Origin of the sequence: Serratia sp. LS-1 (assembly GCF_003719595.1) — a bacterium.
In the GTDB taxonomy this organism is placed as follows: Bacteria; Pseudomonadota; Gammaproteobacteria; order Enterobacterales; family Enterobacteriaceae; genus Serratia; species Serratia ureilytica.
In genome coordinates, this window is record NZ_CP033504.1 from 1 (window position 1) to 16,441 (window position 16,441).

The following is a 16,441-nucleotide window of genomic DNA, read 5'->3' on the forward strand; positions in this document are numbered from 1 at the left end:
TTACTCAGTGTGATCCACTATTAAACCGGCTTTAGGTTGTTTTTTTGTTCTGTCATTTTGCTTTTCACCTGTTGCATCGCGCATTACCGCCGCTGAACGGAAAATAAGCAAAAATAAGAAATCGTTTGACTTGGGATAGCGATTGCTTTAACCAATAGAGGGGACAGAGTATTTCATGAGACAGACAGACAACATGCGCAATATCAGCCTGACTACCACAATTATTACCACCACCGATACCACAGGTAACGGGGCGGGCTGACGCGCACAGGAAACACAGAAAAAAGCCCGCACCTAATCAGTGCGGGCTTTTTTTTCGGCTTAAATTCGGAGAGATCACAAATGCGAGTGCTGAAATTTGGCGGAACCTCGGTAGCGAATGCGGAACGTTTTCTGCGCGTCGCCGACATCATGGAGAGTAACGCGCGTCAGGGACAGGTAGCCACGGTCTTGTCCGCCCCCGCAAAGATCACCAACCATCTGGTGGCGATGATCGACAAAACGGTGGCGGGCCAGGACATTCTGCCGAATATGAGCGACGCCGAGCGGATCTTTGCCGACCTGCTGAGCGGGCTGGCGCAGGCGCTGCCGGGCTTTGAATACGATCGTTTGAAAGGCGTGGTCGATCAGGAATTCGCGCAGCTCAAACAGGTGCTGCATGGCGTCTCGCTGCTGGGGCAGTGCCCGGACAGCGTGAACGCGGCGATCATCTGCCGTGGCGAAAAGCTCTCCATCGCCATCATGGAAGGGGTGTTCCGCGCCAAAGGTTATCCGGTCACGGTGATTAACCCGGTGGAGAAACTGCTGGCGCAGGGCCACTACCTGGAGTCCACCGTGGACATCGCCGAGTCTACGCTGCGCATCGCCGCCGCGGCGATCCCGGCCGATCACATCGTGCTGATGGCCGGTTTCACCGCCGGTAATGACAAGGGCGAGCTGGTGGTGCTGGGCCGCAACGGCTCCGACTATTCCGCCGCGGTGCTGGCCGCCTGCCTGCGCGCCGACTGTTGCGAGATCTGGACCGACGTCGACGGCGTTTATACCTGCGATCCGCGCACCGTGCCGGACGCCAGGCTGCTGAAATCGATGTCGTACCAGGAAGCGATGGAGCTTTCCTATTTCGGCGCCAAAGTGTTACACCCCCGCACCATCACTCCGATTGCCCAGTTCCAAATCCCTTGCCTGATTAAAAACACCTCCAACCCGCAGGCCCCCGGCACGCTGATCGGCAAAGACAGCACCGATGCCGATATGCCGGTGAAGGGCATCACCAACCTGAACAACATGGCGATGATCAACGTCTCCGGCCCGGGCATGAAAGGCATGGTCGGCATGGCCGCACGGGTGTTCGCCGTGATGTCGCGCGCCGGCATTTCGGTGGTGCTGATCACCCAATCCTCTTCCGAATACAGCATCAGCTTCTGCGTGCCGCAGGGTGAACTGCAGCGCGCTCGTCGCGCGCTGGAAGAGGAGTTCTATCTGGAGCTGAAAGACGGCGTGCTGGATCCGCTGGACGTGATGGAACGCCTGGCGATCATCTCGGTGGTCGGCGACGGCATGCGCACCCTGCGCGGCATTTCCGCACGCTTCTTCTCCGCGCTGGCGCGCGCCAACATCAATATCGTCGCCATCGCCCAAGGGTCTTCCGAACGTTCCATTTCGGTGGTGGTCAGCAATGATTCCGCCACCACCGGCGTGCGCGTCAGCCACCAGATGCTGTTCAACACCGATCAGGTGATCGAAGTGTTCGTCATCGGCGTCGGCGGCGTCGGCGGGGCGTTGATCGAGCAGATCTATCGCCAGCAGCCGTGGCTGAAGCAAAAACATATCGATCTGCGGGTGTGCGGCATCGCCAACTCGCGCGTGATGCTGACCAATGTGCACGGCATCGCGCTGGACAGCTGGCGCGACGCGCTGGCCGGCGCGCAGGAGCCGTTCAATCTCGGCCGTCTGATCCGGCTGGTGAAGGAATATCACCTGCTGAACCCGGTGATTGTCGACTGTACCTCCAGCCAGGCGGTAGCCGATCAGTACGTGGACTTCCTGGCGGATGGCTTCCATGTGGTGACGCCGAACAAAAAGGCCAACACCTCGTCGATGAACTATTATCAGCAGCTGCGCGCGGCCGCCGCCGGTTCGCATCGCAAGTTCCTGTACGACACCAACGTCGGCGCCGGTCTGCCGGTGATTGAGAACCTGCAAAATCTGCTGAACGCCGGCGATGAACTGGTGCGTTTCTCCGGCATCCTGTCCGGCTCGCTGTCCTTTATCTTCGGCAAGCTGGACGAAGGGCTGTCGCTGTCGGCGGCGACCCTTCAGGCCCGGGCCAACGGCTACACCGAGCCGGATCCGCGCGACGATCTGTCCGGGATGGACGTGGCGCGCAAGCTGCTGATCCTGGCGCGCGAGGCCGGTTATAAACTGGAACTGAGCGATATCGAGGTCGAGCCGGTGCTGCCGCCGTCCTTCGACGCGTCGGGCGACGTGGACACCTTCCTGGCGCGGTTGCCGGAGCTGGATAAAGAGTTCGCGCGCAACGTGGCTAACGCCGCCGAGCAAGGCAAGGTGCTGCGCTATGTCGGCCTGATCGACGAAGGGCGCTGCAAGGTGCGCATTGAGGCGGTGGACGGCAACGATCCGTTGTATAAAGTGAAGAACGGCGAGAACGCGCTGGCCTTCTACAGCCGCTACTATCAGCCGTTGCCGCTGGTGCTGCGCGGCTACGGCGCCGGTAACGATGTGACTGCAGCGGGCGTATTCGCCGATCTGCTGCGCACACTGTCATGGAAGTTGGGAGTTTAATATGGTTAAGGTGTATGCACCGGCCTCGATCGGCAACGTCAGCGTCGGTTTCGACGTGCTGGGCGCGGCGGTTTCGCCGATCGACGGCACGCTGCTGGGCGACTGTGTCAGCGTCGAAGCCGCCGAGACGTTCAGTTTGCAGAATGCCGGGCGCTTCGTCAGCAAGCTGCCGGCCGAGCCGAAAGAGAACATCGTTTATCAATGCTGGGAGCGCTTCTGCCAGGAGATCGGCCGCGAAGTGCCGGTGGCGATGCGTTTGGAAAAGAACATGCCGATCGGATCGGGGCTGGGTTCCAGCGCCTGTTCGGTGGTCGCCGGGCTGATGGCGATGAACGAATTCTGCGATCGTCCGTTGGATAAGACGACGCTGCTCAGCCTGATGGGCGAGCTGGAAGGGCGCATTTCCGGCAGCGTGCATTACGACAACGTGGCGCCTTGCTATCTGGGCGGCCTGCAGCTGATGCTGGAAGAAGAAGGCATTATCAGCCAGGAGGTGCCGTGCTTTGACGATTGGCTGTGGGTTATGGCCTATCCGGGCATCAAAGTGTCCACCGCCGAAGCGCGCGCCATTTTACCCGCGCAATACCGTCGTCAGGATTGCATCAGCCATGGCCGCTATCTGGCCGGCTTTATTCACGCCTGCCATACCCGGCAGCCGCAGCTGGCCGCCAAATTGATGCAGGACGTGATCGCCGAACCGTACCGCACCCGGCTGCTGCCGGGCTTCGCCGAAGCGCGCAAGGCGGCGCAGGAGATCGGCGCGTTGGCCTGCGGCATCTCCGGCTCTGGCCCGACGCTGTTCGCCGTCTGCAATGACGGCGCCACCGCGCAACGCATGGCCGCCTGGCTGCAACAACACTATCTGCAAAACGACGAAGGTTTTGTTCATATTTGCCGTCTGGATACCGCAGGCGCTCGACTACTGGGATAACGCATGAAACTGTACAACCTTAAGGATCACAACGAGCAGGTCAGCTTCGCGCAGGCGATCAAACAAGGCCTGGGCAAGCAACAGGGGCTGTTCTTCCCGCTGGATCTGCCGGAGTTCGAACTGACCGAAATCGACCACCTGCTGGAGCAGGATTTTGTCACCCGCAGCAGCCGCATTTTGTCGGCCTTTATCGGCGAAGAGGTGCCGGAAACGGCGCTGAAGAAACGCGTGCAGGCCGCCTTTGAGTTCCCGGCGCCGGTGGCGAAAGTGACCGATGACGTCTCCTGCCTGGAGCTGTTCCACGGCCCGACGCTGGCGTTCAAAGACTTCGGCGGCCGCTTTATGGCGCAGATGCTGGCGGAAGTGGCCGGCGAGCAGCCGGTGACCATTCTGACCGCCACCTCCGGCGACACCGGCGCCGCCGTGGCGCACGCCTTCTACGGCCTGAAAAACGTGCGGGTGGTGATCCTGTATCCGCAGGGCAAAATCAGCCCGCTGCAGGAAAAGCTGTTCTGTACCCTGGGCGGCAACATTCACACCGTGGCGATCGACGGTGACTTCGATGCTTGTCAGGCGCTGGTGAAGCAGGCGTTCGACGATCAGGAATTGAAAGACGCGCTGCACCTGAACTCGGCCAACTCGATTAACATCAGCCGTTTGCTGGCGCAGATTTGCTACTACTTCGAAGCGGTGGCGCAGCTGCCGCAGGAAGCGCGCAATCAACTGGTGATTTCGGTGCCGAGCGGCAACTTCGGCGATCTGACCGCCGGGCTGCTGGCCAAATCGCTGGGCCTGCCGGTGAAGCGCTTCATCGCCGCCACCAACGCCAACGACACCGTGCCGCGCTTCCTGACCAGCGGCCAGTGGCAGCCGCACGCTACGGTCGCGACGCTGTCCAACGCCATGGACGTCAGCCAGCCGAACAACTGGCCGCGCGTGGAAGAGCTGTTCCGTCGCAAGGTCTGGCAGTTGAAGGAGCTGGGTCACGCGGCGGTCAGCGACGAGACCACCAAAGACACGATGCGTGAGCTGGCCGAGCTGGGCTATATCTCCGAACCGCACGCGGCCATTGCCTACCGTGCGCTGCGTGACCAATTGCAGGAAGGGGAGTTCGGCCTGTTCCTCGGCACCGCGCATCCGGCCAAGTTTAAAGAGAGTGTGGAAGCGATACTCGGCCAGGAACTGCCGTTGCCGAAAGCGCTGGCGCTGCGGGCTGAGCTGCCGCTGCTGTCGCACACGCTGCCGGCCAACTTCGGCGAGCTGCGCAAGTTCCTGATGGGGCTGCCTGCCTGAAGTTCGGCAGGCTAAAATGCGAAAAGCCGTCTTGCGACGGCTTTTTTTATGCCTGCTCCGGGCGTTTGAACACCAGTTCATTGCCTTGCGAGGCGGCTTCGTCGAAGGCGTAGCCTTCCAGGTTGAAGTCCGCCAGCTGCTCGCTGCGCGTCAGGCGGTTTTTGATGATAAAGCGGCTCATCAACCCGCGCGCTTTCTTGGCGTAGAAGCTGATGACCTTGAACTTGCCGTTCTTCTCGTCGAGGAACACCGGTTTGATCAGCGAGCCGTGCAGCTTGGCCGGTTTCACCGCTTTGAAATACTCGTCTGACGCCAGGTTGACCACCACGTCGTCGCCCTGTTGCTCCAGCGCTTCGTTGAGCTTTTTGGTGATCTGATCGCCCCAGAAGCTGTACAGATCTTTGCCCTTCGGGTTTTCCAGCTTGATGCCCATCTCCAGCCGGTACGGCATCATCAGATCGAGCGGGCGCAGTACGCCATACAGGCCGGACAGCATGCGCAGATGCTGCTGGGCGAAGTCGAAATCGGCTTCGTTGAAGTCCTGCGCCTGCAGGCCGGTGTAGACGTCGCCCTTGAACGCCAGCAGCGCCTGACGGGCGTTGTCCGGGGTAAATGTCGGTTGCCATTCGCTAAAGCGCGCGGCATTCAGCCCGGCCAGCTTGTCGCTGATGCTCATCAGGCTGGCGATTTGCGCCGGCGTCAGCTCGCGGCAAATGTTGATAAGCTGCTTAGACTTACTCAGCAGTTCGGGCTGCGTGAAGCGTTTTGTCGCCAGCGGGCTGTCGTAATCGAGCGTTTTTGCAGGTGAAATAATAACGAGCATGGCCAGATCCTGTTTATCCAAGTGCGCATACTGTAGCAAAAAGCGCGGGAAAAGGGGCTATCGGTCCAATAGGCGGGGCGCGCATCGCACGCGCCCCGGAATACTCAGCGCGGCGGCTGCTTGTCGTCCCACACGCCCGGCTCCAGCTGCGATTTCAGCTCCGGGTAACGGTTGGCGTCGAAGGTCGGCAGCTTGCCCAGGCGGCGCTGGCGATGGTAGTCGTCGGCCAGCTTCAGCGCGACCCGCGACAGCAGCAAGATAGCCGTCAGGTTGGTGATCGCCATCAGCGCCATGGAGGTATCCGCCATTTTCCACACCAGCGGCAGCTCCGCCAGCGCGCCGAACATCACCATGCCCAGCGCCACGCAGCGGAAAATCAACAGGCCGCCTGGGTGGTTGTGCTCGAGGAACACCAGATTGCTCTCGGCATAGGCGTAGTTGGCGATGATCGACGTAAAGGCGAAGAAGAAGATGGCGATGGCGACGAACGGAGTCCCCCAGCTGCCGACGGCGGTCGACAGCGCGCGCTGGGTCAGCTCGATGCCGCTGATGCTGTCGGTCGGCTGATCGAGAATGCCGGAAGAGAGGATGATCGCCGCGGTGGCGCTGCAGATGACGATGGTGTCGATAAATACCCCGAGCATCTGCACGTAGCCCTGTGAAGCGGGATGCGGCGGATAAGGCGAGGCGGACGCCGCCGCGTTGGGCGCCGATCCCATGCCGGCTTCATTGGAGAACAGGCCGCGCTGCACGCCCTGGGTCATCGCCTGGGAGATACCGTAACCGACGGTGCCGGCCGCGGCTTCCTGCAGACCAAAGGCGCTTTTGAAGATCAGCGTCAGGATCGCCGGCATGTGCTCGATGTTATGGCCAATCACCCAGAGAGCCAGCAGCAGGTAGGCGCCGGCCATCAGCGGCACCACCAGCTCGGCCACTTTGGCGATGGAGCGGATGCCGCCGAAGATCACCACGCCGCTCAGCAGCACCAGGCCAATACCGACGTGCAGCGGCTGTAAATGGAAGGCGACGGCGGAGGCCTGCGCGATGGAGTTGGCCTGTACGGCGTTGAACACCAGGCCGAAAGCGATGATCAGGAAAATGGAGAACAGCACGCCCATCCAGCGCATGCCGAGTCCCTTTTCCATGTAATAGGCCGGGCCGCCGCGGTAGTTGCCGTTGTCGTCTTTGGTTTTGTAGAGCTGAGCCAGCGAGCTTTCCACAAATGACGTGGCCATGCCGATAAACGCCACCACCCACATCCAGAAGATGGCGCCGGGGCCGCCGGCGGTCAGGGCGATGGCGACGCCGGTCAGGTTGCCGGTGCCGACGCGCGCCGCCAGCGTGGTGCACAGCGCCTGGAAAGAGGAGATGCCGGCGCTGTCGCTTTTATTGCTGTTTTTCAACACCGAGAACATGTGGCTGAAGTGGCGGAGCTGGATAAAACGGGTGCGCAGCGTGAAGTAAATGCCGGTGCCGAGCAGCAGATAAATCAGCACCGACCCCCACAAAATGTTGTTTATAAAATTCATCAGGTCCGTCAAGGGATCCCTCCTCCTTATCGAAATGTCATGCGCACCTGGCAGCATCCACCGCAGGTGAGAAATATTGGCCTATTTTTTACAAGAGCTTAGCTGGAATCGGTCCGGCGTCAGGCGATTGAGATTTTTCGCAGATTGGCGGACGAATTGCATCAATTTTTTCGAATTTAACATAATTTATTCGGGCGATAGCACGTTATTGCCTTTCCATCCGCTCGGTAATGGCGAAAGATATCGGCGTAAACGGTTGCTCGCCCAAGGATAAAACAGATGCTTGCGCGCCGCGGTTTTCCAGCCTTGCACCGGGCTTGGCGCATGTTATTATCAGGGCAGGGCATGGTTGAACAATGCCAAAAGTTCATGCACAAACGATGAGATAATGCCAACATGACCGACAAATTAACTTCCCTGCGCCAGCTGACTACAGTGGTTGCAGATACGGGTGATATCGCGGCAATGAAGCTGTATCAACCGCAGGACGCCACAACCAACCCTTCGCTGATCCTCAATGCAGCCCAAATTCCTGAATACCGCAAACTGATTGACGAAGCCATCGCCTGGGCGCGCGGCCAGAGCAGCGATCGCGAGCAGCAGATCGCCGACGCCGCCGACAAGCTGGCGGTCAACATCGGTCTGGAGATCCTCAAACTGGTTCCGGGCCGCATCTCCACCGAGGTTGACGCGCGTCTGTCTTACGACACCGTCGCCAGCGTGGCCAAGGCCAAGCGCCTGATCAAGCTGTACAACGAAGCCGGCATCAGCAACGATCGCATTCTGATCAAACTGGCCTCGACCTGGCAGGGCATCCGCGCGGCGGAGCAGCTGGAGAAAGAAGGCATCAACTGTAACCTGACGCTGCTGTTCTCCTTCGCTCAGGCTCGCGCCTGCGCCGAAGCCGGCGTTTACCTGATCTCGCCGTTCGTCGGCCGTATCCTCGATTGGTACAAAGCCAACGGCGACAAGAAAGAGTTCGCGCCGCACGAAGATCCGGGCGTGATCTCCGTGACCGAGATTTACCAGTACTACAAACAACACGGTTACAACACCGTGGTGATGGGCGCCAGCTTCCGCAACGTCGGCGAAATCATCGAGCTGGCCGGCTGCGACCGCCTGACCATCGCCCCTGCGCTGCTGAAAGAGCTGGCGGAGAGCGAAGGCGCGCTGGAGCGCAAACTGTCTTACACCGGTGAAGTGAAGGCGCGTCCTGCCGCACTGACCGAACCTGAGTTCTACTGGCAGCACAACCAGGATCCGATGGCGGTCGAGAAACTGACCGACGGCATCCGCAAGTTCGCCGTAGACCAGGGCAAACTGGAAAAAATGATCGCCGACCTGCTGTAATTCAATTCCCGCAGATCGCGCAGTAAAAAGGTGGCTCAGGCCACCTTTTTTTATGCCCGACGCTCCCGCCGGCGGGGGAAGCCCTTATACTCTCGGCAATGACAACAGAACGGGAGACGAACCCGTTCGGACCCCATCAGGCTGTAGAGGTTACGCATGGATATTTTACGTATTGGTTTGGTTTCCGTTTCTGACCGCGCTTCCGGCGGCGTTTACCAGGATAAAGGCATTCCGGCGCTGGAGGAGTGGCTGGCCGGCGCGCTGGCGACGCCGTTCAAGCTGGAAACCCGGCTGATCCCCGATGAGCAGACGCAAATTGAACAAACGCTGTGTGAGCTGGTGGACGAAATGGGCTGCCATCTGGTGCTGACCACCGGCGGCACCGGGCCGGCGCGTCGCGACGTCACCCCCGACGCCACGCTGGCGATCGCCGATCGCGTGATGCCCGGCTTCGGCGAGCAAATGCGCCAGATCAGCCTACACTATGTGCCAACGGCAATTCTTTCTCGCCAGGTGGGGGCGATCCGCAAGCAGGCGCTGATCATCAATCTGCCCGGCCAGCCAAAGTCGATCAAGGAAACGCTGGAAGGGGTGAAGGACGAGCAGGGCAATGCGGTGGTGCACGGCATCTTCGCCAGCGTGCCTTATTGCATTCAGTTGCTCGACGGGCCTTATGTCGAAACGCATGCCGCAGTGGTAGCAGCATTTCGGCCAAAGAGCGCGCGTCGCGAGATAAACCTCTAAATTTCAGCAATCTGCGAGATCGGCTTCAGCCCGTTTGGTGTGAAAATAATTTGCCGCTATAGTAAGGATTCTTTTACAGAAAGCCTGCGGCTTTTATTTTTACAGCCTTTACCGACGGTGCCCTATGCCTCACGACACTAATCGCCGGCTGAACCGGCAAGACTACAAAACGCTGACGTTGGCCGCGTTGGGCGGCGCGTTGGAGTTTTACGACTTCATTATCTTCGTATTCTTCGCCGCCGTGGTCGGCGACCTGTTCTTCCCGGCGGATATGCCGGAATGGCTGCGGCTGGTGCAAACCTTCGGCATTTTCGCCGCCGGCTATCTGGCCCGCCCGCTGGGCGGCATCGTGATGGCGCACTTCGGCGATCTGGTCGGCCGCAAAAAGATGTTTACCCTGAGCATTCTGCTGATGGCGTTGCCGACGCTGGCGATGGGCCTGCTGCCGACCTACGCCAGCATCGGCATCGCCGCGCCGCTGTTGCTGCTGCTGATGCGCGTGCTGCAGGGGGCGGCGATCGGCGGTGAGGTGCCGGGCGCCTGGGTCTTCGTCGCCGAACACGTGCCGCGCCGGCGCATCGGTTTCGCCTGCGGCACGCTGACCGCCGGGCTGACGGTGGGCATCCTGCTGGGATCGGTGGTGGCGACGGTGATCAACACCACGCTTAGCCCGCAGAGCATTGCCGGCGGCGGCTGGCGCATTCCATTCCTGCTGGGCGGCATGTTCGGCCTGGTGGCGATGTACCTGCGCCGCTGGCTGCAGGAAACGCCGATCTTCATCGAGATGCAGGCGCGCAAAGCGCTGGCCGAGGAACTGCCGCTGAAATCGGTGGTGCTCAACCACAAACGGGAAGTGGCGGTGTCGATGCTGCTGACCTGGCTGCTCTCCGCCGGTATCGTGGTGGTGATCCTGATGACCCCGACCTATCTGCAAAAACAGTTCGGCATTGCGCCGGCCCTGACGCTGCAGGCCAACAGCATCGCCACCATCATGCTGATCGCCGGCTGCATCGTCGCCGGTTTGTCGGCCGATCGCTTCGGCGCCAGCAAAACGCTGGTGGTCGGCAGTTTGCTGCTGGCCGGCTGCAGCTGGCTGTTCTATCAGACGGTGGGCGTGCGCCCGGAAATGCTGTTCGCCTGCTATGCGCTGGTGGGTTTCAGCGTAGGCGTGGTGGGGGCTGTGCCGTACGTGATGGTGCGGGCTTTCCCGGCGGAAGTGCGGTTTACCGGCATCTCGTTCTCATATAACGTCTCGTACGCTATTTTTGGCGGTTTAACCCCTATTTTTGTGACGCTGATCATGAAATTAACCCCGTTAGCGCCCGCTTACTATGTGCTGGCGCTGTCGCTTATCGGGCTGCTGCTCGGTGTCTACCTGCATCGCGACCTGAACAGCGAAGCCGGCGAGCGGCGAGCCGGTTCTTACAGCTAAAAAAAAGCCCTGCATTGCAGGGCTTTTTCGTCAGGGGCGGGCGATTACGCCGTGACCGGCGATGCCGCGACGCGGGCCGAGGCCGGTTCGCCAATCGGCAGCACGGTGCGGCCGTATTGCTCGTTGAGCACTTCGGCCATCGCCAGGTAGATGGCGCTGGCGCCGCAGATGATGCCCTCATAACCGGCGAAGGTCAGCAGCGCGTGGTTGCCGGTGATGTTGCCGACGGCCAGCAGGGCGAACAGCAGCGTCAGGCTGGCGAACACGAACTGCAGCACGCGGTTGGCGCCGAGGGTGCCGAAGAACATGAACAGGGTGAAGACGCCCCACAGCGCCAGGTAGATGCCCAACACGTGCGCCTCGGTGGCTTCCGCCAGGCCCAAACGCGGCAGCAGCAGCAGGCCGACCAGGCTCAGCCAGAAGCTGCCGTAGGCGGTGAATGCGGTCATGCCGAAGGTGTTGCCCTTCTTGTACTCCAGCAGACCGGCCAGGATCTGGGCCAGGCCACCGAAGAAAATCCCCATGCTGATGATGGCGGAGTTCAGTGGGAAAAAGCCCGCGTTGTGCAGGTTCAGCAAGACGGTGGTCATCCCGAAGCCCATCAGGCCGAGAGGGCCGGGATTCGCCAACTTGTTGGTGTGCATAAGTCCTCTGCGATAACAGAAAATTAACGGAAACAGCGAAGTAAAATCATAAATGGTCTGAATGGCCAAAAAATCGAAGTTTTCCATCAGAGCGCGCGCATCATAATGATCCCCGCAGCCGGAAACAATGATCTGAATGACGATAAAAAAAGAAATTTTTTTTGCCTTGCCCCTTGATGCCGAGCTGGATGGCCCCATCTTATTTGCAACCGCAGCTGCTAACCGCGGGTCGCACTGAGATATCGGGCAGTTGAAAAGCAAAAAATCGCCCGCATATAGGTTAGCAACCTGACTGACTTATGAATTTTTTAGTGGAGACGTTTAGATGGGCAAAATTATTGGTATCGACCTGGGTACTACCAACTCTTGCGTAGCAATTATGGATGGTGCCAAGGCACGCGTGCTGGAAAACGCCGAGGGCGACCGCACCACTCCTTCTATTATCGCATATACCCAGGACGGTGAAACTCTGGTTGGCCAGCCGGCTAAGCGTCAGGCAGTGACCAACCCTGAAAACACCCTGTTCGCCATCAAGCGCCTGATCGGCCGCCGCTTCCAGGATGAAGAAGCGCAGCGCGACAAAGCGATCATGCCTTACAAAATCATCGAAGCCGACAACGGCGACGCCTGGCTGGAAGTGAAAGGCCAGAAAATGGCTCCGCCGCAGATCTCTGCGGAAGTGCTGAAGAAAATGAAGAAAACGGCGGAAGATTACCTGGGCGAACCGGTAACTGAAGCGGTTATCACCGTACCGGCTTACTTCAACGACGCCCAGCGTCAGGCGACTAAAGACGCCGGCCGCATCGCGGGTCTGGAAGTCAAGCGCATCATCAACGAACCGACCGCGGCGGCTCTGGCCTACGGCCTGGACAAAGAAGTCGGCAACCGCACCATCGCGGTTTATGACCTGGGCGGCGGTACTTTCGATATCTCCATCATCGAAATCGACGACGTTGACGGCGAAAAAACCTTCGAAGTGCTGGCGACCAACGGTGACACCCACCTGGGCGGCGAAGACTTCGACAGCCGTCTGATCAACTACCTGGTGGAAGAGTTCAAGAAAGATCAGGGCATCGATCTGCGCAACGATCCGCTGGCGATGCAGCGTCTGAAAGAAGCCGCCGAGAAAGCGAAGATCGAACTGTCTTCCGCTCAGCAGACCGACGTTAACCTGCCGTACATCACTGCAGATGCGACCGGTCCAAAACACATGAACATCAAAGTGACTCGCGCCAAACTCGAGTCGCTGGTTGAAGATTTGGTGGCGCGCTCCATCGAGCCGCTGAAAGTGGCGCTGAAAGACGCAGGCCTGTCGGTTTCCGACATCCAGGACGTGATCCTGGTGGGCGGCCAGACCCGTATGCCAATGGTGCAGAAGAAAGTCGCAGACTTCTTCGGCAAAGAGCCGCGTAAAGACGTGAACCCGGACGAAGCGGTTGCCGTGGGCGCTGCGGTACAGGGCGGCGTGTTGGCCGGTGATGTGAAAGACGTTCTGCTGCTGGACGTTACCCCGCTGTCGCTGGGTATCGAAACCATGGGCAGCGTGATGACGCCGCTGATCACCAAAAACACCACGATCCCGACCAAGCACAGCCAGGTGTTCTCTACTGCGGAAGACAACCAGTCTGCGGTCACCATCCACGTGCTGCAGGGTGAGCGTAAGCGCGCCAGCGATAACAAATCTCTGGGCCAGTTCAACCTGGACGGCATCCAGGCGGCACCGCGCGGCATGGCGCAGATCGAAGTCACCTTCGACATCGATGCCGACGGCATCCTGCACGTGTCTGCCAAAGACAAGAACACCGGTCGTGAGCAGAAGATCACCATCAAGGCGTCTTCTGGCCTGAACGAGGACGAAATCCAGAAAATGGTGCGCGACGCCGAGCTGAACGCTGAAGCTGACCGCAAGTTCGAAGAGCTGGTACAGACTCGCAACCAGGCGGATCACCTGATCCACGGCACGCGCAAACAGCTGGAAGAAGCGGGCGACAAACTGCCGGCGGAAGACAAAACGGCGATCGAAGCGGCGCTGAAAGATCTGGAAGCGGCGGTGAAAGGCGAAGACAAAGCCGAGATCGAAGCGAAGACCCAGGCGTTGGTGCAGGTTTCCGGCAAGCTGCTGGAAATGGCTCAGGCGCAGCAGGCTCAGCAGGGTGCTGACGCCGGCGCGGACAACGCGGCGCAGAAAGAAGACGACGTGGTTGACGCCGAGTTCGAAGAAGTTAAAGACAAAAAATAATCGCCCTTAAGCGGGCACGGGGCGGCGGAGATGCCGCTCCCGGAAACCAGCACGGGCGTCGAGGCAACTCTGCGCCCGTGCACGCATGTTAAGGGTAAGCGAAAGAATGGCGAAGAAAGACTATTACGAGATTCTCGGCGTCAGCAAGACGGCGGATGAACGTGAGATCAAAAAGGCGTACAAACGCCTGGCGATGAAATACCATCCTGACCGCAACCAGGAGCAAGACGCCGAAACCAAGTTTAAAGAAGTTAAAGAAGCTTACGAAGTCCTGACCGACGACCAGAAACGCGCGGCTTACGATCAGTACGGGCACGCGGCCTTTGAACAGGGCGGCATGGGCGGCGGCGGCTTTGGCGGCGGCGCCGACTTCAGCGATATCTTTGGCGACGTGTTTGGCGACATCTTTGGCGGAGGCCGCCGTCAGCGCGCCAGCCGCGGTTCCGATCTGCGCTATAACATGGAGCTGACCCTCGAGGAAGCGGTACGTGGCGTCACCAAAGAGATCCGCATCCCGACGCTGGAAGAGTGCGACGTCTGCCACGGCAGCGGCGCCAAGCCGGGCAGTTCGCCGGTCACCTGCCCAACCTGTCATGGTCAGGGCCAGGTGCAGATGCGTCAGGGCTTCTTCACCGTGCAGCAGGCGTGTCCGCATTGCCATGGCCGCGGTCAGATCATCAAAGATCCGTGCAACAAATGCCATGGCCACGGCCGGGTTGAAAAATCCAAAACGCTGTCGGTGAAAATTCCGGCCGGCGTGGATACCGGTGATCGCATCCGCCTGGCGGGTGAAGGCGAAGCCGGCGAGCACGGCGCACCGGCGGGCGATCTGTACGTTCAGGTGCAGGTGAAGGCGCACCCGATCTTCGAGCGTGAAGGCAACAACCTGTACTGCGAAGTGCCGATCAACTTTGCCATGGCGGCGCTGGGCGGCGAGATTGAAGTGCCGACGCTGGATGGCCGGGTGAAACTGAAGGTGCCTTCGGAGACCCAAACCGGCAAGCTGTTCCGCATGCGCGGCAAGGGTGTGAAATCGGTGCGCGGCGGCAGCCAGGGCGACCTGCTGTGTCGCGTGGTGGTGGAAACCCCGGTCAATCTGAACGACAAGCAGAAGCAGCTGTTGCGTGAGCTGGAAGAGAGCCTGGGCGGCCCGTCCGGCGACAAGAACAGCCCGCGTTCGAAGAGCTTCTTCGACGGGGTGAAAAAGTTCTTTGACGATCTGACTCGCTAACCTTCTGTTTCTGTTAGCTTATGCGCGAACCCCGGGCTTCTGTCCCGGGGTTTTTATTTGCGCGCCAAACCGCTAATCCCTTATATAAATGTGACTTATTCGTGCTTTTAATCGGTTTTTTCGAGCTGTTTAGCATTTATAAACTTATTTTTTCGAATTAAAACGCCCTCTATACTCACTTCATGACTGTGCTTCGCAGGGCGCTACGCCTTGCTCAGATTTGGAGAGACGTATTGTGACCAACATCATTCGTCAATTTTTACGTCAGGAAGCCGCGGGCGGCATCATCCTGATCGCGGCGGCGATCGTCGCCCTGATCATGGCCAACAGCCCGGCGCAGGGGATCTACCAGGCATTCCTTAACCTGCCGGTGATGGTGAAGGTAGCTTCGCTGGAGATCGCCAAGCCGCTGCTGCTGTGGATCAACGACGGGCTGATGGCCATCTTCTTCCTGGTGGTGGGGCTCGAGGTCAAGCGCGAGCTGATGCAAGGCTCACTGTCCGGGCGTGACAAGGCGGTGTTTCCGGCGATCGCCGCACTGGGCGGCATGCTGGCGCCGGCGCTGATTTACCTGTTGTTCAACGGCGCGGATGAAGTTACCCGCCAGGGTTGGGCGATCCCGGCCGCGACCGATATCGCCTTTGCGCTGGGCGTCATGGCCTTGCTGGGCAATCGCGTGCCGACCAGCCTGAAAGTGTTCCTGTTGGCGCTGGCGATCATCGACGACCTGGGCGTGATCATCATCATCGCGCTGTTCTACACCCACGAAGTGTCGATGATCGCGCTGGGGGTGGCGGCCGCGGCGACGGTGCTGCTGGCGGTGATGAACTGGCGCGGCGTGGGCAAAACCTCGTTGTACATGATGGTCGGCCTGGTGTTGTGGGTGGCGATCCTCAAGTCTGGGGTGCACGCGACGCTGGCCGGGGTGATCGTCGGCTTTATGATCCCGCTGAACGTGAAGAAGGGGCCATCGCCGTCGGAAACGCTGGAGCATGAGCTGCACCCTTGGGTCGCGTTTATGATCCTGCCGCTGTTCGCTTTCGCCAACGCCGGGGTCTCTCTGCAGGGCGTATCGCTGGAAGGATTGACGTCGCTGCTGCCGGTTGGGATTGCGGCCGGTCTGTTTATCGGCAAGCCGCTGGGGATTTTCCTCTTCAGCCTGCTGGCGGTGAAAATGGGCATCGCCCGCTTGCCTGAGGGGATCGGCTTCAAACAGGTGTTTGCCGTTTCGGTGCTCTGTGGTATTGGTTTTACCATGTCGATTTTCATCGCCTCGCTGGCGTTCGGCGAGGCCGATGCGGCGCTCAGCACCTATTCCCGTCTGGGGATCCTGTTGGGCTCCACCGCCGCGGCGGTGGCGGGGTACGGATTACTGCGTCTGGCGTTGCCGCGCGTGCGTTAATCCTGTCAGTGCCCGGCAGGG

13 protein-coding genes and 1 other annotated feature are annotated in these 16,441 nt (G+C 59.9%); of the genes, 10 read left to right on the plus strand and 3 right to left on the minus strand.

Translation table 11 applies throughout. The features are described 5' to 3' along the window. Positions 1–193 precede the first annotated feature (193 nt). From thrL to thrC, 4 genes are all read left to right on the plus strand, one after another. Complete coding sequence (gene thrL, locus EDY99_RS00005; protein WP_099785730.1) at positions 194–262, plus strand: thr operon leader peptide; 69 nt, start codon at positions 194–196, stop codon at positions 260–262. Further along, positions 201–318, plus strand: a sequence feature (Thr leader region). It overlaps the preceding gene by 62 nt. A gap of 24 nt (positions 319–342) precedes the next feature. Continuing rightward, entirely contained in the window at positions 343–2,802 is a 2,460-nt protein-coding gene (thrA, locus tag EDY99_RS00010; RefSeq protein WP_033641811.1) for a bifunctional aspartate kinase/homoserine dehydrogenase I, read from the plus strand. Position 2,803: 1 nt separating this feature from the next. Further along, complete coding sequence (thrB, locus tag EDY99_RS00015) at positions 2,804–3,733, plus strand: homoserine kinase (protein WP_042783664.1); 930 nt, start codon at positions 2,804–2,806, stop codon at positions 3,731–3,733. A gap of 3 nt (positions 3,734–3,736) precedes the next feature. After that, on the plus strand, positions 3,737–5,026 hold the full coding sequence (thrC, locus tag EDY99_RS00020) for a threonine synthase (RefSeq protein WP_047572712.1): 1,290 nt from the start codon (positions 3,737–3,739) through the stop codon (positions 5,024–5,026). 46 nt (positions 5,027–5,072) lie between these two features. On the opposite strand, the gene yaaA is transcribed toward thrC, so the two are convergent. Continuing rightward, positions 5,073–5,849 (minus strand): peroxide stress protein YaaA, encoded by a 777-nt coding sequence (gene yaaA / locus EDY99_RS00025; RefSeq protein ID WP_047575391.1) that lies wholly within the window; start codon positions 5,847–5,849, stop codon positions 5,073–5,075. Positions 5,850–5,953: 104 nt separating this feature from the next. After that, positions 5,954–7,390, minus strand: a complete 1,437-nt coding sequence (locus tag EDY99_RS00030; RefSeq protein ID WP_123061379.1) for a sodium:alanine symporter family protein — start codon at positions 7,388–7,390, stop codon at positions 5,954–5,956. Between the two features lie 384 nt (positions 7,391–7,774). Between EDY99_RS00030 and tal the strand changes: the two genes are divergently transcribed. The 3 genes from tal (at position 7,775) to EDY99_RS00045 (ending at position 10,904) form a co-directional block, all read left to right on the plus strand. Beyond that, the gene (gene tal / locus EDY99_RS00035; protein WP_004932982.1) at positions 7,775–8,728 is read left to right on the plus strand and encodes a transaldolase; all 954 of its coding nucleotides are present in this window, start codon (positions 7,775–7,777) and stop codon (positions 8,726–8,728) included. Positions 8,729–8,884: 156 nt separating this feature from the next. Continuing rightward, positions 8,885–9,472: a molybdopterin adenylyltransferase gene (mog, locus tag EDY99_RS00040; RefSeq protein WP_015376607.1), complete on the plus strand. Its 588-nt coding sequence runs from the start codon at positions 8,885–8,887 to the stop codon at positions 9,470–9,472. A 124-nt stretch (positions 9,473–9,596) separates the two neighbouring features. Continuing rightward, entirely contained in the window at positions 9,597–10,904 is a 1,308-nt protein-coding gene (locus EDY99_RS00045) for an MFS transporter (RefSeq protein ID WP_033641814.1), read from the plus strand. 44 nt (positions 10,905–10,948) lie between these two features. On the opposite strand, the gene satP is transcribed toward EDY99_RS00045, so the two are convergent. Then, entirely contained in the window at positions 10,949–11,548 is a 600-nt protein-coding gene (satP, locus tag EDY99_RS00050; RefSeq protein ID WP_033644189.1) for an acetate uptake transporter, read from the minus strand. A gap of 325 nt (positions 11,549–11,873) precedes the next feature. Here satP and dnaK point away from each other — a divergent pair, with 325 nt between their 5' ends. The 3 genes from dnaK to nhaA all read left to right on the plus strand — a co-directional run bounded on the left by dnaK (position 11,874) and on the right by nhaA (position 16,420). Next, entirely contained in the window at positions 11,874–13,787 is a 1,914-nt protein-coding gene (gene dnaK, locus EDY99_RS00055) for a molecular chaperone DnaK (protein WP_033641815.1), read from the plus strand. 106 nt (positions 13,788–13,893) lie between these two features. Further along, positions 13,894–15,018 carry a molecular chaperone DnaJ gene (dnaJ, locus tag EDY99_RS00060; RefSeq protein ID WP_004932969.1) on the plus strand — a complete coding sequence of 375 codons (1,125 nt, stop codon included), beginning with the start codon at positions 13,894–13,896 and terminating at the stop codon, positions 15,016–15,018. A gap of 235 nt (positions 15,019–15,253) precedes the next feature. Continuing rightward, positions 15,254–16,420, plus strand: a complete 1,167-nt coding sequence (nhaA, locus tag EDY99_RS00065; protein ID WP_033651695.1) for a Na+/H+ antiporter NhaA — start codon at positions 15,254–15,256, stop codon at positions 16,418–16,420. The last annotated feature ends 21 nt before the right edge of the window (positions 16,421–16,441 follow it).

Coding starts and splice junctions, on each gene's coding strand:
- yaaA (WP_047575391.1), bottom strand. CDS start 5,849: ATGCTCGTTATTATTTCACCTGCAAAAACGCTCGATTACGACAGCCCG.
- thrC (WP_047572712.1), top strand. CDS start 3,737: ATGAAACTGTACAACCTTAAGGATCACAACGAGCAGGTCAGCTTCGCG.
- mog (WP_015376607.1), top strand. CDS start 8,885: ATGGATATTTTACGTATTGGTTTGGTTTCCGTTTCTGACCGCGCTTCC.
- EDY99_RS00045 (WP_033641814.1), top strand. CDS start 9,597: ATGCCTCACGACACTAATCGCCGGCTGAACCGGCAAGACTACAAAACG.
- dnaK (WP_033641815.1), top strand. CDS start 11,874: ATGGGCAAAATTATTGGTATCGACCTGGGTACTACCAACTCTTGCGTA.
- thrA (WP_033641811.1), top strand. CDS start 343: ATGCGAGTGCTGAAATTTGGCGGAACCTCGGTAGCGAATGCGGAACGT.
- satP (WP_033644189.1), bottom strand. CDS start 11,548: ATGCACACCAACAAGTTGGCGAATCCCGGCCCTCTCGGCCTGATGGGC.
- thrB (WP_042783664.1), top strand. CDS start 2,804: ATGGTTAAGGTGTATGCACCGGCCTCGATCGGCAACGTCAGCGTCGGT.
- tal (WP_004932982.1), top strand. CDS start 7,775: ATGACCGACAAATTAACTTCCCTGCGCCAGCTGACTACAGTGGTTGCA.
- dnaJ (WP_004932969.1), top strand. CDS start 13,894: ATGGCGAAGAAAGACTATTACGAGATTCTCGGCGTCAGCAAGACGGCG.